At 40.4% G+C, this 23,542-nt stretch carries 22 protein-coding genes; 11 read left to right on the top strand and 11 right to left on the bottom strand.

The window, feature by feature from the left end; translation table 11 throughout:
• Positions 1-60: 60 nt before the first annotated feature.
• The gene (locus VE944_RS05630; protein ID WP_324973513.1) at positions 61-216 is read left to right on the top strand and encodes a hypothetical protein; all 156 of its coding nucleotides are present in this window, start codon (positions 61-63) and stop codon (positions 214-216) included.
• 365 nt (positions 217-581) lie between these two features.
• Positions 582-2,633 carry a thioredoxin domain-containing protein gene (locus tag VE944_RS05625; RefSeq protein ID WP_324973510.1) on the top strand — a complete coding sequence of 684 codons (2,052 nt, stop codon included), beginning with the start codon at positions 582-584 and terminating at the stop codon, positions 2,631-2,633.
• 53 nt (positions 2,634-2,686) lie between these two features.
• On the opposite strand, the gene VE944_RS05620 is transcribed toward VE944_RS05625, so the two are convergent.
• Together VE944_RS05620 and VE944_RS05615 are read right to left on the bottom strand one after the other, a co-directional pair.
• A complete protein-coding gene (locus VE944_RS05620; RefSeq protein WP_324973507.1) occupies positions 2,687-3,109 on the bottom strand; it encodes a type II toxin-antitoxin system VapC family toxin in 423 nt (140 codons plus the stop codon).
• Positions 3,106-3,330, bottom strand: a complete 225-nt coding sequence (locus VE944_RS05615) for a hypothetical protein (protein WP_324973504.1) — start codon at positions 3,328-3,330, stop codon at positions 3,106-3,108. Before VE944_RS05615 ends, VE944_RS05620 begins: the two co-directional genes overlap by 4 nt.
• A gap of 93 nt (positions 3,331-3,423) precedes the next feature.
• On the opposite strand from VE944_RS05615, the gene VE944_RS05610 reads away from it, so the two are divergent.
• On the top strand, positions 3,424-4,026 hold the full coding sequence (locus VE944_RS05610; protein ID WP_324973501.1) for a molybdenum cofactor guanylyltransferase: 603 nt from the start codon (positions 3,424-3,426) through the stop codon (positions 4,024-4,026).
• A 285-nt stretch (positions 4,027-4,311) separates the two neighbouring features.
• Here VE944_RS05610 and VE944_RS05605 read toward each other — a convergent pair whose 3' ends face one another.
• From VE944_RS05605 to VE944_RS05595, 3 genes are all read right to left on the bottom strand, one after another.
• Positions 4,312-5,538 (bottom strand): hypothetical protein, encoded by a 1,227-nt coding sequence (locus tag VE944_RS05605; protein WP_324973498.1) that lies wholly within the window; start codon positions 5,536-5,538, stop codon positions 4,312-4,314.
• A 106-nt stretch (positions 5,539-5,644) separates the two neighbouring features.
• Positions 5,645-8,056, bottom strand: a complete 2,412-nt coding sequence (locus tag VE944_RS05600) for an nSTAND1 domain-containing NTPase (RefSeq protein WP_324973495.1) — start codon at positions 8,054-8,056, stop codon at positions 5,645-5,647.
• 19 nt (positions 8,057-8,075) lie between these two features.
• Positions 8,076-8,456, bottom strand: coding sequence for a hypothetical protein (locus VE944_RS05595; RefSeq protein ID WP_324973492.1), 381 nt, complete (start codon positions 8,454-8,456; stop codon positions 8,076-8,078).
• A 239-nt stretch (positions 8,457-8,695) separates the two neighbouring features.
• Here VE944_RS05595 and VE944_RS05590 point away from each other — a divergent pair, with 239 nt between their 5' ends.
• Positions 8,696-8,830 carry a hypothetical protein gene (locus VE944_RS05590; protein ID WP_324973488.1) on the top strand — a complete coding sequence of 45 codons (135 nt, stop codon included), beginning with the start codon at positions 8,696-8,698 and terminating at the stop codon, positions 8,828-8,830.
• 192 nt (positions 8,831-9,022) lie between these two features.
• On the opposite strand, the gene VE944_RS05585 is transcribed toward VE944_RS05590, so the two are convergent.
• Positions 9,023-10,522 (bottom strand): family 10 glycosylhydrolase, encoded by a 1,500-nt coding sequence (locus VE944_RS05585; protein WP_324973485.1) that lies wholly within the window; start codon positions 10,520-10,522, stop codon positions 9,023-9,025.
• 269 nt (positions 10,523-10,791) lie between these two features.
• Here VE944_RS05585 and VE944_RS05580 point away from each other — a divergent pair, with 269 nt between their 5' ends.
• Positions 10,792-11,727: an ABC transporter substrate-binding protein gene (locus VE944_RS05580; protein WP_324973482.1), complete on the top strand. Its 936-nt coding sequence runs from the start codon at positions 10,792-10,794 to the stop codon at positions 11,725-11,727.
• Positions 11,728-11,907: 180 nt separating this feature from the next.
• Positions 11,908-12,153 carry a hypothetical protein gene (locus tag VE944_RS05575; protein ID WP_324973479.1) on the top strand — a complete coding sequence of 82 codons (246 nt, stop codon included), beginning with the start codon at positions 11,908-11,910 and terminating at the stop codon, positions 12,151-12,153.
• A 504-nt stretch (positions 12,154-12,657) separates the two neighbouring features.
• On the opposite strand, the gene VE944_RS05570 is transcribed toward VE944_RS05575, so the two are convergent.
• The 5 genes from VE944_RS05570 to VE944_RS05550 form a co-directional block, all read right to left on the bottom strand.
• Positions 12,658-12,906, bottom strand: coding sequence for a hypothetical protein (locus tag VE944_RS05570; RefSeq protein ID WP_324973476.1), 249 nt, complete (start codon positions 12,904-12,906; stop codon positions 12,658-12,660).
• A 301-nt stretch (positions 12,907-13,207) separates the two neighbouring features.
• Positions 13,208-14,176 carry an FTR1 family iron permease gene (locus VE944_RS05565; protein WP_324973473.1) on the bottom strand — a complete coding sequence of 323 codons (969 nt, stop codon included), beginning with the start codon at positions 14,174-14,176 and terminating at the stop codon, positions 13,208-13,210.
• A 96-nt stretch (positions 14,177-14,272) separates the two neighbouring features.
• Positions 14,273-14,707 (bottom strand): ferritin-like domain-containing protein, encoded by a 435-nt coding sequence (locus VE944_RS05560; RefSeq protein WP_100901802.1) that lies wholly within the window; start codon positions 14,705-14,707, stop codon positions 14,273-14,275.
• 150 nt (positions 14,708-14,857) lie between these two features.
• A complete protein-coding gene (locus tag VE944_RS05555; RefSeq protein ID WP_324973470.1) occupies positions 14,858-15,895 on the bottom strand; it encodes a helix-hairpin-helix domain-containing protein in 1,038 nt (345 codons plus the stop codon).
• Positions 15,896-16,064: 169 nt separating this feature from the next.
• Positions 16,065-17,090 carry a multicopper oxidase domain-containing protein gene (locus VE944_RS05550; protein ID WP_324973467.1) on the bottom strand — a complete coding sequence of 342 codons (1,026 nt, stop codon included), beginning with the start codon at positions 17,088-17,090 and terminating at the stop codon, positions 16,065-16,067.
• Between the two features lie 698 nt (positions 17,091-17,788).
• Between VE944_RS05550 and VE944_RS05545 the strand changes: the two genes are divergently transcribed.
• The 5 genes from VE944_RS05545 to psb27 all read left to right on the top strand — a co-directional run bounded on the left by VE944_RS05545 (position 17,789) and on the right by psb27 (position 23,511).
• The gene (locus VE944_RS05545) at positions 17,789-17,980 is read left to right on the top strand and encodes a CbtB domain-containing protein (RefSeq protein ID WP_229551865.1); all 192 of its coding nucleotides are present in this window, start codon (positions 17,789-17,791) and stop codon (positions 17,978-17,980) included.
• A 290-nt stretch (positions 17,981-18,270) separates the two neighbouring features.
• Positions 18,271-19,440: a hypothetical protein gene (locus VE944_RS05540; RefSeq protein WP_324973464.1), complete on the top strand. Its 1,170-nt coding sequence runs from the start codon at positions 18,271-18,273 to the stop codon at positions 19,438-19,440.
• 316 nt (positions 19,441-19,756) lie between these two features.
• Positions 19,757-21,766, top strand: coding sequence for an ArnT family glycosyltransferase (locus VE944_RS05535; RefSeq protein ID WP_324973461.1), 2,010 nt, complete (start codon positions 19,757-19,759; stop codon positions 21,764-21,766).
• A 56-nt stretch (positions 21,767-21,822) separates the two neighbouring features.
• Entirely contained in the window at positions 21,823-22,968 is a 1,146-nt protein-coding gene (gene cofH / locus VE944_RS05530; RefSeq protein WP_324973458.1) for a 7,8-didemethyl-8-hydroxy-5-deazariboflavin synthase subunit CofH, read from the top strand.
• 138 nt (positions 22,969-23,106) lie between these two features.
• On the top strand, positions 23,107-23,511 hold the full coding sequence (psb27, locus tag VE944_RS05525; RefSeq protein WP_324973455.1) for a photosystem II protein Psb27: 405 nt from the start codon (positions 23,107-23,109) through the stop codon (positions 23,509-23,511).
• The last annotated feature ends 31 nt before the right edge of the window (positions 23,512-23,542 follow it).

Below are 23,542 nucleotides of genomic sequence, written 5' to 3'. Positions count from 1 at the left end.
CTAAATGTATTTAGAATAACTAGTCATACTTGAAATGCTATCCATCCAGAGAGACGTGCCATGTTGGAAAAACTTGTACAAGCCGCCATCATCACCTTCTTGCTCCATCTGATAGCAGGACTTAGCCCAAATAGTTTAATTCAGTCAAAGACAGCATCACCTGTGCGAGAAACGCCACCAAATATTGTTAGCTTGCTATTGCGATCTTTTCAGTAAGAATTTTTCACAAATTGCATAGGTGTCAAAATAATTCGTAATTTATAATGACGCTCGTTCCTCGCTACCGCTACGCTAACGTAATTCGTAATTATCACCCCACGACTGAAGTCGCTTGCTCTGAAATAAAGAATAAATTTATTTGTCTCTATAAACTTTAGCTAGTTGCTTTGTACTTTTAAATACGAATTACGAATTACGAATTAGTAATTATTTGGTCAGCAATATCACAGATATGCACTATGACCTCTGACTCAAGAGATAATTCGCTCGTAGGATTTCTTGCTTATCTACATACCCGTCTAGGCTAAGACTCTTGAGAAGAGGATAGACTGAGCAAAGAAGGCAACTATTTGCATTTAATCATGACTAATCGGCTTGCTGAAGCTAAGAGCCTCTATCTCCGCAAACACGCCGAAAACCCGATTGATTGGTGGTCTTGGTGTGATGAAGCACTTGCAACTGCAAGGGCGCAAAATAAACCGATTTTCCTTTCCATTGGCTATTCTAGTTGCCACTGGTGTACTGTCATGGAAGGCGAGGCTTTTTCTGATATTGCGATCGCTGACTACATGAATGCTAATTATCTTCCCATCAAAGTAGACAGGGAAGAAAGACCTGACCTTGATAGCATCTACATGCAAGCTTTGCAGATGATGAGTGGTCAAGGGGGTTGGCCTTTAAACGTATTTCTTTCCCCAGAAGATTTAGTGCCATTTTATGCCGGTACTTATTTTCCTGTAGACCCGCGTTATGGTCGTCCTGGATTTTTGCAGGTGTTGCAAGCCCTTCGCCGTTATTACGATACAGAGAAAGCAGAATTACAGGAACGCAAAGCCTTAATTATTGAGTCGCTGCTTACCTCTGCGGTGTTACAAGATGGTACAACAGATGAGCTTGAAGACCATGAATTACTCCGCCAAGGTTGGGAAACCAGCACAGGTGTAATTACTCCTAGTCAATCTGGTAATAGCTTTCCGATGATTCCCTATGCAGAATTAGCACTGCGGGGAACTCGATTTAATTTTGAATCTCGCTATGATGGCAAGCAAGTTTGTACCCAACGGGGATTAGACTTAGCACTGGGAGGCATTTACGACCATGTGGGCGGTGGTTTTCATCGCTATACTGTTGACGCTACTTGGACAGTACCCCACTTTGAAAAGATGCTCTACGACAATGGGCAGATTGTGGAGTACATAGCAAATTTATGGAGTGCAGGAGTACAAGAAGCAGCTTTTGAGAGAGCGGTTGCTGGTACTGTACAATGGCTGAAGCGCGAAATGACCGCGCCTGAAGGTTACTTTTATGCTGCTCAAGATGCCGACAGCTTCATTGAACCCACGGCAGTAGAACCAGAAGAAGGAGCCTTTTACGTCTGGAGTTACAGCGAACTGCAACAACTGTTAACACCTGAAGAATTAAGGGAATTAGAACAGTTTACTGTTACACCTAACGGCAACTTTGAAGGACGTAATGTCTTGCAAAGACGCTATTCTGGGCAACTGAGTGCAACGGTGGAAACTGCTCTGAGCAAGCTGTTTACTGCTCGCTATGGCGTTAGTTCTGAGTCTTTAGATTTTCCTCCGGCTCGTAACAACCAGGAAGCAAAAACCACTAACTGGCCAGGTCGCATTCCCTCAGTGACAGATACGAAGATGATTGTCGCTTGGAATAGCTTGATGATTTCTGGGCTGGCTAAAGCTGCTGGGGTTTTCCAAGAACCGTTATATCTGGAATTAGCAGCACGAGCGGCAAATTTTATCTTGGAAAATCAGTTTGTCGATGGGCGTTTCCATCGACTCAACTATCAAGGAGAACCAACCGTTTTAGCGCAGTCTGAAGATTACGCCTTTTTTATTAAAGCTCTCCTGGATTTACAAGCTTCCAACCCTGAGCATAAGCAATGGTTAGAAAAAGCGATCGCTATCCAAGATGAATTCAACGAATTTCTCTGGAGTGTTGAATTAGGTGGTTATTATAATACATCAAGTGGCTCTAGTCAAGATTTAATTGTACGAGAGCGCAGTTACGTTGATAATGCTACACCATCAGCGAATGGGATTGCGATCGCTAACCTTGTCCGTCTTGCCCAACTCACCGATAATCTAGATTATTTGGATTTAGCGGAACTTGGTTTGAAAGCTTTTAAAAGTGTGATGCATCGCGCTCCCCAAGGTTGTCCCAGCTTATTTATAGCGTTGGATTGGTATCGTAATTCTACCTTGATTCGCAGCACCACTGAGCAAATAAACTCTCTGATCCCCAAGTTTTTACCAACGGCTGTGTTTGCCATAACATCTGATTTGCCAGAGGGAAGCGTTGGGTTAGTTTGCCAAGGTTTGAAGTGTCTTGCACCAGCAGAAAATGTAGAGCATTTATTGCAGCAAGTCCAGAAAAGTCAGGTGAGGGCGTGAAATAGTTTTATTTCTCCTAACTAGGATGTTACTGACCCATTATAGTGATGAGCCTAAACAGACCAAGGATTAACGATTACAACTTCTGTTCCAGCAAAATCTTTTTCGTTACGAGTGACAAGTGATAAAGAGTTATGAATTGCAATCGCTGCAATAAGAGAATCCATGAGAGGTAGAGGTCGCCCATTCTGTTCTAGTTGCCCGACTAAATTTCCCCACAACAACATTGTTGAGACATCTATATTTAAGATTCTTTGTTGAAAGCGATTGGGCAAGGTTTCATTCAGCCAAGTTGTTAGAGATTCTTTCCGCTTAGATGCAGTAATTTTGCTGATGCCTTTAGCAATTTCGCCAATTGTGATGACGCTAAGGTAAAGTTTTTCTGGCACTTGGGCATCTAGCCAATTTAAAACTTGTTGATTTGGTTGTTTGGCAACAAGTTCGGAAATCAGGCAGGTATCAAGGAGATAATTCATGGGGTGAAGGCATCGCGCGGAAGGGTGCGATCTCGACTCAGGTCAAGTTCTTCGGTGAATTCAGCTAGGGGGGATTGACGGAAAAAATCTGAGAGTTTGCTTGGTTGATCTGGTTGGGTGTTGTTGTGTGTGGTCAGGCTTTGGGCAAGGAGTTGGATGATGTACAGTTTATCGTTGGGGGAAAGCTGAAGGAGTTGTTGTTTGAGTTCTTGGATAGCCATGATGGGGTTTAAGTAGAAGATAAATTTATTCTACTTTCAGCGTCAGGGGTTAATTTAGTTTGACTCGTTTTTTACCCTCTATTTTTTTGACGAATGACTATTAACTCATGTAGCAAATTAACTGCCATTGTGTTAGCTGGGGGTAAGAGTTCTCGGATGGGTCAAGATAAAGCGTTGATTCCCATTCAAGGAGTGCCGTTGTTAGAGCGAGTTTGTGGTATTGCTCAAAACTGTGCTGATGTTGTTTATGTAGTAACTCCCTGGCCAGAACGCTATCAAGATTTGCTTTTGCCTGGTTGCCAGTTTATCCGAGAAGTACCTTTGTCTGGAGAATCTCTAGCCCACGGGCCTTTAGTTGGGTTTGCCCAAGGGCTAGCGGAAGTTAAAACAGATTGGGTGCTGTTGCTAGCTTGCGATTTGCCGAGGTTGCGAGTTGAGGTGTTGCAAGATTGGGTAACTCGACTTGATAGGGTGGGAGATGATAAGGTCGCAGCTTTAGCTCATAATCCTAAAGGTTGGGAACCTCTGTGTGGTTTTTATCGCCGTAGCTGTTTGCCCCAACTTTTAGAGTTTATCAACCAAGGGGGGCGATCGTTTCAGGAGTGGCTGCGGCAATATCCTGTAGAAATTTTGCCTTTACCAGAACCAGAAATGCTGTTTAACTGTAATACACCAGAAGACTTGGCTTTAAGTTAAAATTAGTCTCCAACAGAGGCGCACGTTAAAAATTTAATTGCGAATTGCGAAAGCGTTGCGGTAGCGTACCCCTGCGGGGAAGCAAGCTACGCGCAGCGTCTCGTAGAGAGGAACGAGCGTCATTGCGTTAGCGTAGCGGGGCGTAGCCCATTGCGAATTGGTTTCATTTTTGCGTGCCGATGCCGTCGCACAAGTGCCGATCGCTCTGGCTAACATTAGGATTATTCTCTAAATAACTGCGTACTGAATCACAATTATCCTGAATTAAAGAGTCTAACTTTAATTTTACCTTGATGATGAAGGTTCGGAAGTTTGCGAAACTTGTTGATTAAAGGCGTTGATTAAAGGAGTAATATCCTCAGACCAGTTACTACCGTTTAGAAAGATTTGAACAGGTTCCTGGTTGACTAGGTTGCTAATACCAATTACACTTGTACTTCCTTGGGTGCCGTTACCAAAGTATATATAGCGACTACCTGCTCCTACAGAGATTTCCGAATTATCCGCAGCCTGAATTGTAACGGCTCCAACCAAAACATCGATCGCCATATTATTGTCAAGATTATGGGCGTAAATTAAGGTTAAGTCTTCAGTTGGGGAGACTTGTACTTGACTCTCAATAGATGCTACATTTTCAAGGATGTTTTCAAAAGAATCATCAGTTCCATTTTTGTTGTTGTATCCTCTTCTGATAGCTTCTCTCAAACTCTCTTGATTAATTTGAGGATTCTGTGGAAGTTCTTCAACTCCAAGTATGTCTTTGTAATAATAAAAAATTTTGTCAAGATCCGCCCCTCCATTTTTGAGGCGTTGATTTTGAAGAATGTTAAGGCACTCTATGACAATATTGTAATATCTAAGGTCTGAATCACCTATCCATTCAAGTATTGCCGATTCAGCAACACTGTAATTAATGTTAACTTCTTTCAGCTTTTCTAATATTTTCTGAGCGTTTTCTTTATTAAGCTTAGTCATTGCTTTTTCAGCAAGATAAGAATTGCGTAAATATGATTTTTGAAAAGCAGGATGTCCAACACTGATGAATTCACATCTCCTGGGACTTTGCTGCTGAAGCCCCCAACCAATTACAGCACTGCCAGGTTTGTTTAGTTTGCAAGGAAAAGTGTACTCAGTATCAGTATCATCAGTACCTGCTTGCACTACTGGATCAACCAGCCTAGATTTTGCCCACAGTTTGAGATGCGCCCAACTTTTGGGGCTTGAACCAGACGGAGTTTTAGCAACGAATAAGATATCTGGTGCTGGTGAATTGGTAAGTTTAGGATGTTTTTTAGGTGTCTTTGATAAACTTGTGTCTCCTCCTGGAAAAACACGAATAGTTCCCTGGAATTTATCGAAAGTTGCACTATCTGGTCGTGTTACAGCCGTACTTGTTATAGGTGTTAGAAGTATACAGATAGGAACTATCACGATCAATGCAATAAAAATCAACCATTTTGAGAGGCGTAACTTCCACAAAATGTACGCTTTAAAATCTCTTATTTTTTTCATTGTTCCTCCTTATTTGATTGGTTTTTAGCGGAATACTTTTAGATATTTATAAAAAATTTGAGCCAACACATTTATTGCTTAGGGACAAACTCAATGATTTAAAGCTTTATAACTTGAATTTATCTTTGCAATCCCCTTTATTTTTTACACTTTGCTTAATCCGAGATTCTAAAACATCAGGACTATTAGGAACCCCTATAACTAACATTGTCAGTGTGCTGTTATCCTGATCTAATTTGCAATCACTATCCTGATATAAATCATCATTATCACCAAGCCACCCACAATGTTTATTGGTATAGTGTTGCCATAATTCATCAATTTCTTGTAGAGTTTTACAGGGTATCTGGTTTACTTCTTCTGGAGTATCAATCAAACCATTTTGATTTAAATCTGCACCCGCACCAGATTCTCGTTCTAAAATTGCATAGGTAGTTTGTAAAGCACCCTCTGTAAAACGATTCTCAAAGTCTGTAGATTTAGTTTCATCTTTTAAATTTCCAAATTTTTTTTGCTTGAGATAAGACTCTAATTCTGGTATTCGATACTTATGGATCATCTCAGCCAATGAAGTTTCCGCAGGGTTAGAGATATCTTCTTTGATTTTTTCCGTCCCAAATAATTTTTTTTGTTGAAGTCGATAAGCAGCCGATAAAATACTGCGATAGTAAACAAATACACTATTAATTTCGTTTGTATGAGTCGTATAATAGCGAACTGGATCTGCTCCATCAGGAAGTTTATCAAATTCATTTCTCTTATCATTTGCCTGTTTAATAAATTCGGGCAAAGCTTTTATAATTTGATTACTATCTGTTCCTAAAAAGACGGACTCAATTGTTTTCCAAGACTGCTGCTGCTTCAAGGCAGAAAAACTAAGAATAATTAAAGCCACGATCGCCAAGACTGTTGTGGCGATCGCCCATCTGCTTTTAATCTGAGCTTCCTTACGCACTTTTCTTTCTGCTTGACGGGCTTTCTCTTCTTCGTCCAAAGCTTTTTCAAGATAGCTTAATTCGCGCTCTAGACGGGCTTGTTCAGCTTTTTCCAGGCGATCGCGTTCTTGGATACTCTGCTCAATAAATTCTTTCTCATTAATTAAGTCGTCCGGGCGTTCTTTCAGTTTTTCTTCTGCCTCCGCCAAAGCTGTACCACGCAACAATGACCCTGGATCTTGCTTCGTTGCTTCCCATTGTCCCTTTGCTCCCCGCAGTCGCTCTTGCCAAGCTCTAAAAACGCGGCTTGTATTCATCCATTCTCGCAATTCTCCCCAATTACGAATTAGAGCTTCATGAACTACCTCCACCGTTTCTTGACTGCTGAGATTGCGACTTGTCACCACTAACCGAGCATCAGCTAATTTTTTTACCAAAGACCAGCTTTGCTCCCCCAATTCCGCTTTCATCGCTATGCGTCTGGTATCCTCTGCTCCCTCACCCGGACGCACCAATTGAATAAAAATCCGTCGGACTTTTTCCTTCTCGTCATCTGTCAAGTTGCCATATTTCTCATCAGCATGGCGCGCTAACGCACCTTCTACTTGACCAATTTCTTCATAGATTTTGTGAGTTAATAGTTTACCCGATCGCTTGTTCCACAACTCTGTTAATGCAAACTCTAGCAAAGGTAAATTTCCCGGTTGGTCTTCCACATCATCCAGAATGCGTTCTACCAGTCCGGTTTCAAATGTCACCCCTAATTTTTGGGCAGGTTTTTCAATGACTTCTGTTAGTTCTTCCCGATTCATCGGCCCCAGTTTCAAATCAGCATTTTGCAACACATCAGCAAAGGGACGATAGGAGAGAGCATTTCCCAAAAAATCTGCCCGCATCGTTGTCACCAACACCGTAGCCGATGAAGACAGGGAAACAGGAGTTTCTAGGCTGGCTAATAAACAGTCGAGAAACTTACGGCGTATTTCCTGATTGTTACAGAGTGTGTAAATTTCTTCAAATTGGTCAGCAATCAGTAGCAGTCGATGATTAGGATGATTTTGCTGAATTTTAGCAAAAACATCTGAGAGAGGAACAGAGCCATCTTGCAAGTAACCAGCCATCTTTCGGGCTTGGGCAATTTGGTCAGTTTGATCTAAATCAGGCGTATAAAGAGGAACAAGAGCTAAAGCGATCGCATGGAAAGGATCAGAACCAGGACGAAAGTGAGTAAACTGCCAATGACCCGCTTTTTGCAACTTAGGGACTAATCCAGCTAATACCACCGAAGATTTACCGCTTCCTGATGCACCTAACACCGGAATAAAATTATTGGTTTTAGTTGCACTATAAAGTTCTTCTATAAATATTTCACGCCCAAAGAAAAATTCAGCCTCATTGGGGCCAAAATGAAACAAACCCTGATAAGGACAAGGCAGATATTCATCAACAGCGATCGCAAAATCAACAGGTTTTACTTCTTCCCTAGAGTAGAAGTAGTTGTAGATAATGTTTCCTTCACCAACTACAGCACCTTTGACTTCACTTTGAAACGTTGAGTGGTATTTAGAACTCTCTTCAGCCATCTAGATACCCCATTGGCTTTTAGCTAAATTTATTTTCTTGTTTGTTGCGATCGCCAACCTGAATCCCCTTCACTTCTCCTTGAAACACTGTGTTATACTTACCTGCTGCTGATTCTTCAGGCTTTTCCTGTTTCAGTAACTCCTGAGCAGCCTTAATAATTTCCGCATCCCGATCAACACCAGCTTCCGCTAATTTCTTTTTAAGTGGTGCTTCATAGGTTTCAGGATCTGTTTCGTGTTCTTCCAGAACCATTTGGGCTTTTGGTTCACTTTCAAACTTCTTCTTAATCAAGGCTTTCAAACCCTGATAGGCATCTTTAACAGCTGTCCCTGCGGTATCTTTAGTAGCAGCGATCGCACCAGCACCTAAAGCCGCAATAATCATAGAAATAGGTTCCATAGTTAATCCTAAATAGTTTGTAGTAGCTATAGTTATTATTCGACGTTTAGAGAATATTTAAAAAGGGTCTTTTGCTTTCATATTTAACACACCGAAGCATCTTAATTATATGGCTGAAACCTTTATTTTTTTGTCGCGCTAAAGCCAAGTCAAAACGACAAAAATATACCTTGCGCCACTTGTTAAACACCCTCTTACATTATCACAAGACGCAAGCTTTCCCATTGATTGCAGAAATCATGAAACTTCAGAAGATTTGTGTGATGTCGAGGCGAGATCCAATGGTAAACATAGCCGAGAAGAAAGATTTTTCTGAGATATTTTTAGTCTCGGTGTTTTTTGTGCCTTCTTTGCCGATTTTCGATCAATCTTAGCGATGCCTGCGGCGGGCGTAGCGATCGCAATACCTGCCCTGTTTCTTATACTTCATATCTAGCAAGCTTTTTACCTTTTTGTAACCGTCGAATTCACATTAAGTTCATTGAAGAAGAATACAGAATTCAGAATCAATTAGTAGAAGATGAGGGGAATTTTCCTTCTGAATTCTGAATCCTGACTCCTGCTGTTTACCGACTGCGACAAAATTTGCGATCGTTATCATTCTCAGGATATTGCCAAGAATAGGCAAAATGGCTAACTCCCTTCAGTTGGGGAGAAAATTTGCGAAGTGCCTGCATTTGCGCTTCTAGGGATGGACGATTACTAACAGATTCTCCCCATTTGCCTGCTAAAGCTGGGATTATCTGCGTACCCGGTTTTGCCATACTCAAAACTCGTTGCACTTGTGTCACAATACAACTGACATTACCGCAATTCCCATAAGCCATAGGATGCCACTGCAATGAAGTGGAGAACCGATCCCAAGGTTGCAAACGGGAATCATACCCTTGCCCTACAGTTTGGTTGCCATCTGGGAAAAACACTACTCCTGTGGGAATACCTTGCTGCTTTGCTGGATAACTGGCTATGGTGACAAAATCTAAAATTCCTTGCATAGCGTGGGCAACAGCAAGCTGCCATAATTCCCATTGTAAAAGCGGCTGTCTATCGGTTGCAGACAGGATTGATTTTTGCGCTGGTGAGGGAATGCGTCCTTGCCACAGAGGTTCCCCTTCTTGAGGATAAAGTTTATCAACTTCCGCTATATCTCCGGCGCCGACGAATCCCTTACTCAAAAAGCGCCGAATCAATTCCTGCCCTTTGTAATTTAGTGCCCGTTTAAATAAAGCTTCTTGGGTTGCGGGACTAAATAGCCATAAATCTGAAACTTTGGTGGCGATGGAATCACTTCCTGCTTGTCGGGGATAGCGTACATAGTCTAATAGCAAGCCATCTGGGCGACGGCGCAAAATTTCTTTTACTAATTGGTAGTAGTCGCGTTTTGCTTGCAAGTTGTATGGGTCGATAAATACTTGAGAGCCATTGTCTACCACATATAGGCTAGTTTGACCTTTGCCATTACGAGCGATCGCACTTTCTCTATCTCGGCGCTGGGCGTAAGTATAGCCGAAATTGTTCGTAAACATCCAGGCGTAAACCTTTAAACCGCGTTGCCGACCTTTTTGAATTGCTGTGGCGAGTAAATCCGTGTTTTCTGCTCCTGGGGTGCGAATTACAGAAGGCCAAACCGTCGGGTTAGCTTTTGCTGGCAATAATGCCTGCCCGTCGGAAAATACTTCTAAATAAACTTGGTTATAGCCACGATTAACAATCCGATCCATAATTTGATCAATTGTTCCTGGCTGAACGTCACAAGGATACAAGCGCAACCAAATGGCTTGTATTTGCGGCCAAGTCCGCGTGCGGCACTCCTGTAATTCCTGTGCCTGTTTTTTTAGAATGTTTTGATAGCGGGTTTGGGCATCTGGTTTGCCTTTGAGCGCTGACAAACGTAAGTTTTCTTTTTCTTGTGCCGCCGTTGATGATAATTGACAATACTGGGTTACTTGTGCCCTTGCCGGTTCGCTTCCAAAGCTGGGGAGCAACGAACTACTAGTGAAAACAATAGCGAATAGACGCCGCCAAAATAATGTTGATCTTGCAACGTTCAAGGGATGGTTAGACATATCTAGCAGTAGATGGACACAATAATCATCGACCCCAATTCAGATAATTGTGGGCAATTTCATGTATATAATTATACATTTAAATAACGGGGGTTTTTAAACCTATTTTTTAAGACTATTAAAGGCTTGTTTGTGTTGCTGAATTTTTTGATAAAGACATAAAACATCTGAATACACACCAAGCTTAGTCTGTTATTGGGTAGATTTTGCCTGTACCTTAGTTAGTGAAAATCTGCTTATGCCATTTTTACCCCAAAAGGAATTTTAATATGCATCGTCGTTGGCTTTTATCTGCTTTAGCACTTTTGATGAGTATATTTTTAGCTGCTTGCACGACCGTAAACACTCAGCAGCCACAAATAAAAATCACAAGCAGTACGGAGACGATAAACACAAATTCTCAGCAATTACCGAAAGGATCAGCAAAAAGAGTTGTTGCTCTTTCTTCTCTTTCTGCTGACATTATCTCTCGACTCGATCAAACAAAAATTGTTGGCATTACTGGTAGTAAATTATTTAAGGATGACTCAATATTTAAGGATATTCCCCGTGTTAGTGAAGGGCAAAGTCCGCCAAATTTAGAAAAAGTGGTAGCACTCAAGCCAGATTTAGTTATTGGTGCAGAAGGTTTTTTTAACATTCAAATTCAAAAACTTCAGCAGCTAGGAATTCCGACTTTTCTAACTAAGGTGAATAACTGGGAATCTCTAGAAGAACTTACTAAAACACTTGCTAAATCAATTGATGCTGATCCTCAGGCTTTGTTAAATCGTTATAAAACTTTCTTGCCAGAAAAGCCAACTCAGGGTTTTTCTACTCTAGCGCTGGTTAGTCGTCAACCAATTTTAGCGCCGAATAAAAATAGTTGGGCAGGGGATTTGCTGGCAAAATTCCAGGCGAAAAATATAGCAGCAGATTTACAAGGGAAAAGTCCTGTTGGTGGGTATGTGACGCTTTCGGCTGAGAAGATTTTAGAAGCAAATCCAGAGGTGATAATTTTAGTTAATCCCCCACAAGGGAATTCGGAAGCGGGGCTTTTAGCTTCGCTGAAAAAGGAAGCTTTTTGGCAACAACTGCAAGCAACTAAAAATAACCGAGTCTATGTGTTTGATTATTATGGTCTGGTGAATCCAGGTAGTATAGATGCAATTGAAAAGGCTTGTCAGCAGCTTAAGCAAGCGTTGTTTGTAGCGCAGGGAACTTAAGCTCAATAATGGGAGAACTTCGCAGCCAATCAAGGATGCATTTATCGGAGGTGATTTTAGGTATAGCGCTTCTCGATTGAGGTACAAGAACCCCACCCCCAACCCTCTCCCCGCAAGTAAGGCTACGGTGTACACACAAGTATGCCCAGCACTATGTTTCAATTATAGTAGTTTCGTAGGGTGCGTTATGGACACGCCGAAATAACAAATGAGTATGCCGAAATAACAAATGAGTACGCCGAAATAACAAATGAGTATGCCAAAATAACAAATGAGTACGCCGAAATAACAAATGAGTACGCCGAAATAACAAATGAGTACGCCGAAATAACAAATGAGTACGCCGGAATAACAAATGAGTACGCCGGAATAACAAATGAGTACGCCGGAATAACAAATGAGTACGCCATGATTGCAAGAGTTTAGCTTTGTCACGGCAGCGTAACGCACCCTTCTCCTATCGGAGACGCTACGCGTAGCAAGATCCCCGAAGGGTACGGGTGACGCTCCTGCGGACGCTCGTTCCTCTCTACGAGACGCTGCGCGTAGCTTGCTTCCCCGCAGGGGTACGCTAACGCTTCCCTAACAGCAGCCGCCTGCAAAGGGAAACCCTACCTAGAGCGCTGCTTCACTGCAAATCTTTGGTAGATGAAGTTTTTCCGACTTGTGTGTACACCGTAGCGCAAGTAAGGAGAGGAATCAATACTGCTTAGTTAAGAAAATTTGTAGGTTGGGTTGAACCAAGTGAAACCCAACAAAGCCTTGTAAATGTTGGGTTACCCTGCGGGAAGCCCCTTCGGGTCTACGTTCCTCAACCCAACCTACGAAATTTAAGCTTTTTGAGCTTAACCGAGCAGTATTGGGAGGGGAATATGATGTACCTTAGTTAAATAAGGGCGATTCAGCTTTCCCAACAACTCTAAAAACTAGCTATTTACAATGTTGTTGAAGAAGAGATACAGCTAATTCAAAACTATTAGGTTGAGTTTGTACTGCATAGGCTTCTCTTTCTAAATCTTGTCGTTTGACATCGGTATAACGTTTAAAAAATGGTCTAGCATAATTGATTGGTTGAATGTCTAAGCCTAAAATTTTGATTTTTCCTTTTCCAGCACATACCTGCGCTGCATGAACAGTTTCATGGATTAATGTTTGAGTCCCAATACCTAACTCAAACACTACGGGATTAATCCAAATTTTTTTGTCAGCTTCTCTTAGTAACCCATAAGCTCCTCGCTTTGGTGGTAGTGCAATGATTACCTGAAACCCTTTTTTCTATAATTTATTTTTTAAATCTAAAAATTTTGCTTCTGGATTAGGTATTTGAGAAAGCAACAGTAAGGAATTTAATATAAAAGTTTTGCTCATTGCCTAATCCGCTCTAGGAAAGCTTTGGTTACTTTGTGTTGGTGACAAATGCCGATCCTTAAGGTGATTCCCAGTCATAGATAGACTGGGAACAAGGCAACTAATTATGTTTTTAATCTTTTGCAGAACTAATTGGTTTTTGAGCAAAGGGGATATTTTTTTTACCTTCAGGAGAAGCACTTCCAAGGCTGCGGAAATACAGTCCTCCAATGGTGAGTAAAAATGCCACATATCCCACTGCTTGCACAAGATAGAGATTGTCTCTGTAACCAAATAAAGATTTGAGGATAACGCCAGGAAACTGTTCGTCAGGCAAAATTGTGGAAGTATTTGAAACTATTGGCCCCAAAATACAGGAGTGGACTTTTGTAAAACGTTCGTAATAGAAACAAAGTCCTTCTGTGGCACGACTGCTAAGGGCAAGGTTAGCCACTGCGTCGTCAAAATGTTTCAAGGCTGAAACTACCAATCCAGCGACAATTAACACTAATAAAACGCCCATTACTTGGAAAAACTGGCGGATGTTAATTTTGACACCCCATTTAAATAGCAGCACTCCAATGGCAGATGCCGTTACCAAACCACCAATAGCACCCAATGCTGGCATTAATCCCTGTTGAGAACTAGCAGCAACGAACAGAACAGTTTCAAAGCCTTCACGGACGACGGCAATTAAAATTAAAGTAAAAACACCCCAACCAGCATTTGAGTTTTGTGTCAGTGCTTGAGTAACTGCTCCTTCGACTGTAGCTTTCATGAATCTGGCTTGTTTAGTCATCCAGATTAGCATCCAACTGAGCATTGCGATCGCTAACACACTAAACACCCCCTCCAACGCTGGCTCAACTACAGTGGTGTATTGAGGATTCGCTGCTCCTAGTATTTGAATTATCGAACTGAATAGCACGCCTATTAAGGCACTGACGACAATACCAACGCCAATACCAGCATATACCCAAGAGTTAAGCCGGGATTGTTTAGCTTTTTTCAGTAAAGCTAGCACAATCCCAACAACAAGAGCAGCTTCCACTCCTTCTCGGAGCGTTATTACAAAAGTAGGTAGAGCAGTACTAAAATCCATCTTTTATCCTTTGTCTTTTCTCCTTTCTCCTTTGCCATTAGTCATTTGCCGCCGCTTGTTCTTTGAATTTGACAAATGACTAATGACTAATGACTATTAACTAAAATCGCGTAGCATCTTTTTGAGTTCGAGATTATGCATCTCTTCTTGCCCAATCATGCCGCGAGCGAATTCTTCAAGATAAATGCTGGCATTGGTAACAGTATCGAGCAGATTTTTATACAGATCCAATGCCTTTTTTTCGTGGGATAAGCTTTCTTCCAAGATATCCTTAACTTTATGCTGGTAGGTTTCTTCCATTGGGGCAATTTTCAGGGAGGGATGCCCATCTAAACCGGTGAGAATTTCTCCCACTTGTTCAGCATGAAGTAAAGATTCACTTGCCTGTGCTTTGAAAAAGGCCACAATTGGAATACGGTTAGGGCCAGTCACCATCAAAGAATAATGTGTATAGCGCACTACCCCTGCTAGTTCAAATTCCATGATGGCGTTCAGCAGGTCAATGGTCTTTTTATGGTCAAGTTCTTGCATCAGTTGTTAGTTCAAGTAATGAATGGAGTGTAATTAGTGAGGAGTTGGAAGTTAGGAGTTAACAGATTGGGATTCATAACTCATAATTCATAACTCCTAACTCCTACTATTTTAAACTCCTTATCATATACTTCCCATTAAAACAAAGTGTTATCGTTGTGCTTGGGTATTGGATTTGTCAACCACTTTTTGAGAGTTTTCCTCAATGGTTTTCACTAGCTTGGTAACATCACTAGGTGTTTTGACTGCTTTTGCTGGTGGGATGGCAGCAGGCCAAACTTTTATGAGTTCAGCGAAACTAGTATCGATCGCTTTGTGCGCTTCGGGATCTGCTTGAGCTACTTGACTAGAAATTCCTTTGTATAAATCATTGGCGTAAACCACAAAACCACGGGAATCTTGATACTCAATTGGCGCGGTTATTTTACCATCTGCGATCGCAGCGCCATATTCGGAGTTGGCTGAATCTAGCAATTCGTTAATTACCTGTAGCACAAATCCTGGTTTTGAGCGTTGATCTGCTGGTAAAGCTGCGATCGCGGAATCAACTGCTTGTACTGAAGAAGTAAAATTAGTTTTAACTTTGCTATCTTTAGGGCTAGATTTCACTAAATCTTGCAAACTTACCAATGTTGTCTTAAATTCTTTGACTTTGCGCTCATTAAGTTGATCTTCTACATCAACATAAATCTCTTCAACTGGATGTCCAATATGAGGTTCTGCCTGTTTCGGCTGATTCTTATCCAGCAGTTCTTGCGCTACCAAAAGATGCCCTTTCATTAAGCCTAATTTAGACATATAGTCAACATCTTTTGCCTCACCCGTAAGTGCCACTTCTTGAACACTAACCTGGTCTTTAATTTGGTCGAACTGCTCTTTAGTAATTACTTTTTTAGTAACTAAATCTTCTGGGCTACCATAAGGACGACTTGCCTGGATTTTGTTCGATAAAGCCGGAACACCTAGTTTGGCTTCAAACTTATCTAATTCTGACAATATAGCATTGTTAATGTTAATTTTGTCTTTGCCACCGTGGCCACTGTGACTGTTACTACTTACTGCCTCTGTCGCTGGAGAGCTAGCAACTGGTGCTGATGGATTTTCTGCGGTTGGTGTACTACTACAGGAACTCAAGGTAACTATTAAGGCTGCTGCTGCTGTTAAACAGATATAACGAACTTTTATCATCTTTGCTCCACGCACAACTAAAAAAGGTATTAATTGAAACATTTCATATTACTAGAAGCTAGTTTGTTTGACACATTGTCATAGATTTTACTGTCTCATATAATGAGATTTTTTATCAGCTATTTACCTAAAACTTTAATAAATTAATTACGAATTACTAATAATATTGTTAGGACTTTTTAACAGAATTTTGAGAGCTACTCTCAGTAAGTACTTCAAATTGACCCATGCAACCATTTTCTGCGATCGCATCTTGATGGGGATGGAACATATACTTACCTGGGTAGCGAAAAGCAAATTCCAAGATGTGCCTTTCTGCGACACCCATCGTAATCACATCAGTTTTCTCACTAGGAGTCATACTCATGCCATTGCGATAGACATCAAAAAAGTTGGCATGGAGATGAAAAGTCACCGCCGGATCGTATTCAATGATGTTGAGAACATACAGCCGAATCAACTGATCTTTATAAATCCGAATCGGGTTATGCATGTAATAGTGGGGCAGACCGTTGAAGGCGTAATAATCATTATGGCTATCATCATTCACGTCATACCCACCCATCACTAGCACCATCTCATCAGCCGGGGGACGCGAAGTAGGTGGATCGATGATGAACATGCCGTACAGTCCCTTGGCGATGTGGCGGGTGACTGGTTCAATATGGCAGTGGTATAAGTGAACGCCATAAGGTTCAGCATCAAATTCATAAATTGTGGCTTTGCCATTACTTATGGGGCGAATACCATCCATTTCTGCCGGATGAACGCCATGAAAATGCAAAGAGTGAGAATGTCCCGCATTGTTGAGAAATAGTACCCGGATGCGATCGCCCTGTTTTGCCCGTAGCGTTGGCCCTGGTATGCGACCGTTTAAATCCCAGATGTTGTAAGAGACAGCACTATTGAGTTTTATTATGGAAGTACCCGCAGTTAACTGAAATTCCCTGATAGTCCGCCCATTTTCTTGCTTTACCGTCCCATAATCAAAATCCCTTAACATCTTCATCGGGTTAGTAACGTCGTCTGGTGCTTCCATACTGAATGGTGGCACTTTGACGATTGACTTACTTTGTAGATTTAGCATCTGCCAAAGTCCGGCTGCACCAGTCACTCCAGCACCTGCTAGTCCCAGCTGCAATAATTGACGGCGGCTCCAGGGTTTTCCGTTACCTAGAGCGAAGTTGTTGGGCATGAGATTTTGTTACGGTTAGCGCCAAAAAAAGAATTGCAAAAGATTTTCAATTGCTTTTAAATATTAGAGGAATTAATAAATATTGTCAATAATTTTATAGCGCTTCAAAATAGTTAGTTAAGTTGCTAAATTTAGATAAAGCTAGAATCAGTCCCTGAAAAATATAGCCAATTATCTTTAGTTTTTACAGTATTTATACGCTTCTTTTATGTATGAATACTATTTAGATTAAACTAACTTTTTATGCCTATTCCTGATATACTTATTGCTTAAGCAGTACTTTAAGTACAAACAGCGAGTATAATAGTTACCAATTTTAATATAAAACCTGTTGGTAATCTGTGGCATATTTAATTGGCTTAGAGATAATATCAATTACATTTCAAGGAATTTTGGATGCTTGGCAACATGACCAATTTTAAATTTTAATCTGTTACCTTCGTGTTATCAGCTTTGAAAATGCCATCATTCAAATCCGTATGTCATTCTTTTGTTATTTGTATAGACTTTATGTGGAGATTTCTGTCTCATGATGAGTCGATCTTCAAAAGATAGTATAGTATTCACTAAAGCCCACTTACTCAATACATTTGATACACACTTGTCAAAGACAAAGTTGATCGTATATCTTTTTGCAATCAAGCGGCATAATGCCCTTTGATTGATGAATTACCCGAATTTATTATAGGAGATCAAAAATGACTACTTTTTCTCATATTTCAGTCTTGCAGAAGACCGCAGGTATTACCTTATCCAAGCCTGTGCAGGTAACGCTTTATATGTTGCTATCTTCTTTAGTTATCTGGACTGTGTTGTTCTCTACCTATCCTGCGGCTCATAACACAGCACACTCAGCGCGTCACCACACATTAGGTGTTGCATGTCACTAAATTATCATAATCCCAAGATTTTTTCGGTGTATAAAGCAATGCTTTGACATCTAAGAAAATTACGACGCTAAAATAGCGCAAATTTCGCGCCAATGTTTTTGTTTGGATATACTTTTAGGTTTTGTAGAGATGCTTTATTTACCATCTCTACATCACCTTAACTAAATTGAAAATGGTGTCTGAATTTATGACTAATTATTTGATTTGAATTTTTGGCTTTAACTTTCATCAACTGCTATTTAAGTTTCAGTTGCTAAAAGTACATGAGTTTCACATATACTATAAGTTTTATGAAAAAATATCGGCTTTTTGGAGTTATCAGTGCTGTTTGCATCACTTTATCAATTGTTTATTCTTTTGTAGGGAATTCTCAAATTCCTGCATCCAGAGTGCTACTCTCCACCAACCCACCTTTAGAACGCATTCTCCCCTTTGAAGCAGGGGCAGAAAGACCGCAATCTCCCGTTACCCTAAAGTTACAAGCTGTTAATGCTGCGGGTAAAGCATTAGAAAATACAAAAATTAGCTTACAAATTCTAACGCCTAATCGGAATCCTTGGTTAACAACAGATTTTCCCATTGTTGAGGGAACAAAATTGCTGCAAATGGATGCCACTGCACCTGATGGGAAGCTAGAAATTCAACAGATGTTACCCATACGTGGTAATTACCAACTGCTGGTAAATGTGTCACCTTTGGTAGCAAATGCCTTTGCCCCATATCAGCAAACTTTAAATCTGAATGTCCGGGAAAATCCAATAAAATATAAATACTTTGTTGTTATTGCAGCTATTTTGTTATCACTTGGATTGTTGGGTGGTTGGGTTATTGGCGGACAAGAAGAACTCCAACAAGGAGAAATTGCACCACAGTCAGTCCGCCTTTTATTAAGTGCATTGACAGTGGTAGCTATAGTAACCCTATTAGTTATCAACATTAGTGCAGAAGTTGCCGAAGCTCACGGCAGCGAACACCATTCAAATACTACCGAAGCAATCGCACCATCATCTCAAAAATCTCAGGGATTGGAAATTAACCTTGGGGGAGATAAAAACGCAACTGTCGGAAAACTTGCGAACTTATCATTACAGGTGAAAGATAGCGCAACTGGACAACCTATCAGAGATGTAGCGTTACAGGTGAAAGCGATCGCCCTTGAACATAATTTAACAGTCTTTGATTACAAAGGTATTCCTGACGAACAAGGGAAGTTAACATGGCTAGAGCAATTTTTTGATGGTTCACCCCACAAAATTGAGGTGGAAGCAACTCCTCTACCAGGATCTAGTCGTCAATTTGCACCAGTGAAGGTAGGACAAGAAGTTGAAGTTGAAGCGATCGCACCACCAACTTATATCCGATTGATTGGTTTATTCTACTTTACAGCCTTTGTCGGCATTGGTATGGCGATCGGATTGCTAATACAGCACCGACGAACACCGCAAGCACGGGAAAATTAGTGAAAATTTCAGCTAATATAACAATGTGTATTAAGTAAGCGGGTCAAATTAAATACCTCACCCTACCTCCAGTTTTCCTCCCCTTACCAAGGAAAGGGATTGAGGATGAGGTTTGATATTATGTTTAATTATGCCTACCTACTTAACTTTTAGACTGGCAAAAAATAAATTATCCAAAATTATTTGCACATTTCTAGGGACGCAAAGTTTTCCGTCCCGGAGATAGGATGTTTTTAAATTGGAAGTCTCTTAAGTGAGCAAGAATAAATCAAAGTATCTTACGCAGTGTAAAATTAATTAAATTAGCTGGTAGTAAGTGGCTTCAGCCCATATTACAATTACTACAGCAGAAATTATATTTAAAGTGGAAATATTATTGATGTTTATATTTTTGCCTCTTATTTCCTTAATTACTATTTTTTTGTTAGTTAATAAAAAACGTACCGATTGGCGTGAAGCGCTGATATTAGCAATTACTTACTGGGGAATTTTACTTACTGCAATCACTGAACTTTTGAGTCCTTTTAAATTAATTACTTTTGGCTGGATATTGGTAACTTGGGGATTAATATGTATCATATTAATTTATATATACTTTCGACTAAATCACCAAATAATTCCGAATCCAAAGCAAAGAAATTCTTCTCAAATAAACAAAAATATTAAAGTTAAACCCTTAATAAATTTATTGTTATATGGCATAGGTTTCGTTGTAGCGACAGTTGGATTAATTGCTATCATCGCACCACCCAATAATTGGGATTCTATGGACTATCACATGAGCCGTGTTGCTTATTGGATACAAAATCATAGCATTGCCCATTATCCTACAAGTTATACTCCACAGCTATATCAAAACCCTTGGTCAGAGTTTGTGATTTTGCATTTTCAGCTTTTAAGTGGTGGTGACTACTTCGCTAACTTAGTCCAATGGTTCAGTATGATTGGCTGTATTATTGGAGTGTCATTAATTGCAAAACAACTAGGAGCAGATTTACGAGGTCAAGTTTTCTCTGCGGTTATAACAGCAACAATTCCTATGGGAATCTTGCAAGCTTCAAGCACTCAAAATGATTATGTAGCTGCATTTTGGTTAGTTTGTCTTGCTTACTACTTACTATCGACTATCCAAGCAGGTAAAAGCGATATTTGGACGAATTCATTTAATATTGGTAGTAGCACGGGATTAGCTATTTTGAGCAAGGGAACTGCTTATTTTTATGTACTTCCCTTTTTAATTTGGGTTGGTTTTTACCTGGTTAAACGCTTACGCTGGCAAGCATGGAAGCCTGCTTTGATAGTAGGAAGTATCTCTTTGTTGCTTAATATTAGTCACTATTTACGCAATTATAATTTATTTGCTTCGCCACTTGGTGAAGCGAGTGGCTATCGTAATGAAATATTAGGTGTTAATATACTCATTTCTAATATCCTGAGAAATCTTGCTTTACATATAGGAACACCGATTGGTTTCTGGAATGGAAAAGCGAACAGATTAATTCAACTTATACATACATTCTTGGGTGTAGATTATAACGATCCTCGGATAACTTTTTCCCAGACATTCTTTGTACCAGGAGGTTGGTCAACAATTGGGATAACTGGTAATGAAAACAGTGCTGGTAATTTATTACATCTAGCATTGATATTGATATGTATTATTATTTTTCTAGCTCGAAAATCTCTCCGTAAAGAAAGTTATATTTTTACTTATCTCATCGCTACCGTATCTACATTTTTGATATTTTGCTACTTGCTAAAATGGCAAGTCTGGAATAGTCGTCTGCATTTACCTTTGTTCGTCCTAATGTCTCCATTTGTAGGTGTGGTGTTATCTAAGGTTAAACAGCAAAAAATCGCAATTTTTATAGTAACATTTTTGCTAATCTCATCATTACCGTGGGTGTTTTTTAATAGGTACAGACCTATTATTGATAGCAATAATATATTCCAAACCCCTAGAATTGAGCAGTATTTTAGTAATAGACCATTTCTAAAAGGTACTTATACGGGAGCAGTTGAGTTTTTAAATTCCAAAAAATGCTCGAATATTGGGCTATCAATGGGAAATGACCCTTGGGAATACCCTTTATGGATACTTTTGCAGCAAAGTAATCAAAAAGGACTTAAAATTCAACATATTAATGTTAATAATACTTCGGCAAGTTTAGAAAAAGAGGATTCCTATCAAGATTTTGAGCCTTGCGGGATTATTTCAATGGAAACTAAAAAAAGTAAACAAAAAAAATCTCAAGAAATTAATTTTAAAGACAAAACTTATGTCCGTTCTTGGGATTCTCCAGAACTTGGTGTATTTATTAAGTAGAATTTTATTATTAACAAGATCCTAAAATTAAGATTTACTCAGAAGTTAAGAAAGTAATGCTAACAAAAATTACTGTTGAAAAAATTCTTGACCGTGCCTTGATGGGATACGACTTATCTCTCGAAGAGGGAATAGTATTGTTACAACAAACAGATGAGGAGGCGATCGCTGCGATACGTACTACATCCGATACACTCCGCCACACTCAAGCAGGCGATACAGTTACATACATAATTAATCGTAATATTAACTTTACTAATATTTGTGAGCAGCACTGTAGTTTTTGTGCTTTCCGTCGAGATGATGGTGATGCCGGTGCATACTGGTTAGATTCGGCGCAAATTTTGGAAAAAGCGACAGATGCAGTGCAACGGGGTGCAACGGAAATCTGTATGCAGGGCGGATTAAATCCACAAGCACAGATAAATGGTAAATCTTTACCCTATTATCTCAAGGTTGTGGAAACCATTAAACAGGAATTTCCTCAGATACATTTACATGCTTTTTCTCCCCAAGAGGTGGAATTTATCGCCAGACTTGATGGACTTGGGTATGCTGATGTAATTGCTGCTTTGCGTGACGCTGGTGTTGACTCAATGCCAGGAACAGCAGCTGAGGTGTTAGACGATGAAGTAAGGCGGATATTGTGTCCAGAGAAGATTAACACAGCCACTTGGCTAGAAATTGTCAGCACTGCTCACAAATTAGGCTTGCATACCACCAGCACCATGTTATCTGGGCATATTGAAACCCACGAACAGCAAATCGGGCATTTAGAAAAATTGCGATCGCTCCAACAAACCGCCATTAATCAAGGATATCCCGCCAAGATTACAGAGTTTATTTTATTACCCTTCGTTGGGCAAGAAGCGCCCAAACCCTTACGTCGCCGTGTCGGACGCGATCAACCAGTTTTGAGTGATGCATTGCTACTAGGCGCTGTGGCGCGGATTTACTTAGGTAATTGGATTCCTAACCATCAGCAGAGTTGGGTAAAACTGGGGCTTGGAGGTGCAACAGAAGCTTTACTTTGGGGTTGTAATGATATCGGTGGCACATTGATGGAGGAGCATATTACCACAATGGCAGGTGCTTTGGGCGGTACGTGTATGGAAGTGGAAACTTTGGAAAATGCGATCGCTTCTTTAGAACGACCTTACCAACAACGCAATACTCTTTATCAAAAAGTCATTAGTCATTAGTCATTGGGCAATAATTAATAGTTCTTCTTCCCCTGCTTCCCCTGCTCTCTCATCCCCCATTCCCCACTCCCCACTCCCCATTCCCCAAGTTACCAATCCAAGATACGATGGACGTTAATTTACGTATCCTTTTACTTAATGAATATGAAGCGCTATTGGTCGCGTTTGCTTGCGCTGGTTTTGGTTGTATCTATCGGCTTAATGGGCTGTTCTGGCAGTCCAGATAGTTTGACTGGGGATTATCGCCAAGACACCTTAGCTGTGGTCAATGTTATGAGACAAGCTCTGGATATATCACAAGATTCACCAGAAAAAGCAGCAGTTCAAGCAGAAGCACGTCAAAAAATTAATGACTTTTCAGCTCGCTATCAGAGAGTTAACTCTGTTTCTGGTCTTGGCTCCTTTACAACCATGCGAACAGCCCTCAACTCCCTGGCTGGACACTACAGTTCTTACCCAAATCGTGCCGTACCCGAAAAACTCAAAACTCGTTTAGAGAAGGAGTTACAGCAGGTAGAATTAGCGCTGAAGCGTGGCGGTTAATTCTTAACTATTGCCTACTCCATCATCAGGA

Source organism: Nostoc sp. (assembly GCF_035638895.1).
Classification (GTDB): Bacteria; Cyanobacteriota; Cyanobacteriia; order Cyanobacteriales; family Nostocaceae; genus Nostoc.
This window is presented reverse-complemented; position numbering and strand designations above follow the sequence as displayed.

Bases quoted from the DNA above. Each gene is read 5' to 3' on its own strand.
- VE944_RS05620 (WP_324973507.1), bottom strand. From the start codon at position 3,109: ATGAATTATCTCCTTGATACCTGCCTGATTTCCGAACTTGTTGCCAAA.
- VE944_RS05555 (WP_324973470.1), bottom strand. From the start codon at position 15,895: ATGATAAAAGTTCGTTATATCTGTTTAACAGCAGCAGCAGCCTTAATA.
- VE944_RS05610 (WP_324973501.1), top strand. From the start codon at position 3,424: ATGACTATTAACTCATGTAGCAAATTAACTGCCATTGTGTTAGCTGGG.
- psb27 (WP_324973455.1), top strand. From the start codon at position 23,107: ATGAATATGAAGCGCTATTGGTCGCGTTTGCTTGCGCTGGTTTTGGTT.
- VE944_RS05545 (WP_229551865.1), top strand. From the start codon at position 17,789: ATGACTACTTTTTCTCATATTTCAGTCTTGCAGAAGACCGCAGGTATT.
- VE944_RS05560 (WP_100901802.1), bottom strand. From the start codon at position 14,707: ATGCAAGAACTTGACCATAAAAAGACCATTGACCTGCTGAACGCCATC.
- VE944_RS05630 (WP_324973513.1), top strand. From the start codon at position 61: ATGTTGGAAAAACTTGTACAAGCCGCCATCATCACCTTCTTGCTCCAT.
- VE944_RS05615 (WP_324973504.1), bottom strand. From the start codon at position 3,330: ATGGCTATCCAAGAACTCAAACAACAACTCCTTCAGCTTTCCCCCAAC.
- VE944_RS05595 (WP_324973492.1), bottom strand. From the start codon at position 8,456: ATGGAACCTATTTCTATGATTATTGCGGCTTTAGGTGCTGGTGCGATC.
- VE944_RS05585 (WP_324973485.1), bottom strand. From the start codon at position 10,522: ATGTCTAACCATCCCTTGAACGTTGCAAGATCAACATTATTTTGGCGG.
- VE944_RS05580 (WP_324973482.1), top strand. From the start codon at position 10,792: ATGCATCGTCGTTGGCTTTTATCTGCTTTAGCACTTTTGATGAGTATA.
- VE944_RS05550 (WP_324973467.1), bottom strand. From the start codon at position 17,090: ATGCCCAACAACTTCGCTCTAGGTAACGGAAAACCCTGGAGCCGCCGT.
- VE944_RS05625 (WP_324973510.1), top strand. From the start codon at position 582: ATGACTAATCGGCTTGCTGAAGCTAAGAGCCTCTATCTCCGCAAACAC.
- VE944_RS05590 (WP_324973488.1), top strand. From the start codon at position 8,696: ATGAAACTTCAGAAGATTTGTGTGATGTCGAGGCGAGATCCAATGGTA.
- VE944_RS05540 (WP_324973464.1), top strand. From the start codon at position 18,271: ATGAAAAAATATCGGCTTTTTGGAGTTATCAGTGCTGTTTGCATCACT.
- VE944_RS05605 (WP_324973498.1), bottom strand. From the start codon at position 5,538: ATGAAAAAAATAAGAGATTTTAAAGCGTACATTTTGTGGAAGTTACGC.
- cofH (WP_324973458.1), top strand. From the start codon at position 21,823: ATGCTAACAAAAATTACTGTTGAAAAAATTCTTGACCGTGCCTTGATG.
- VE944_RS05600 (WP_324973495.1), bottom strand. From the start codon at position 8,056: ATGGCTGAAGAGAGTTCTAAATACCACTCAACGTTTCAAAGTGAAGTC.
- VE944_RS05565 (WP_324973473.1), bottom strand. From the start codon at position 14,176: ATGGATTTTAGTACTGCTCTACCTACTTTTGTAATAACGCTCCGAGAA.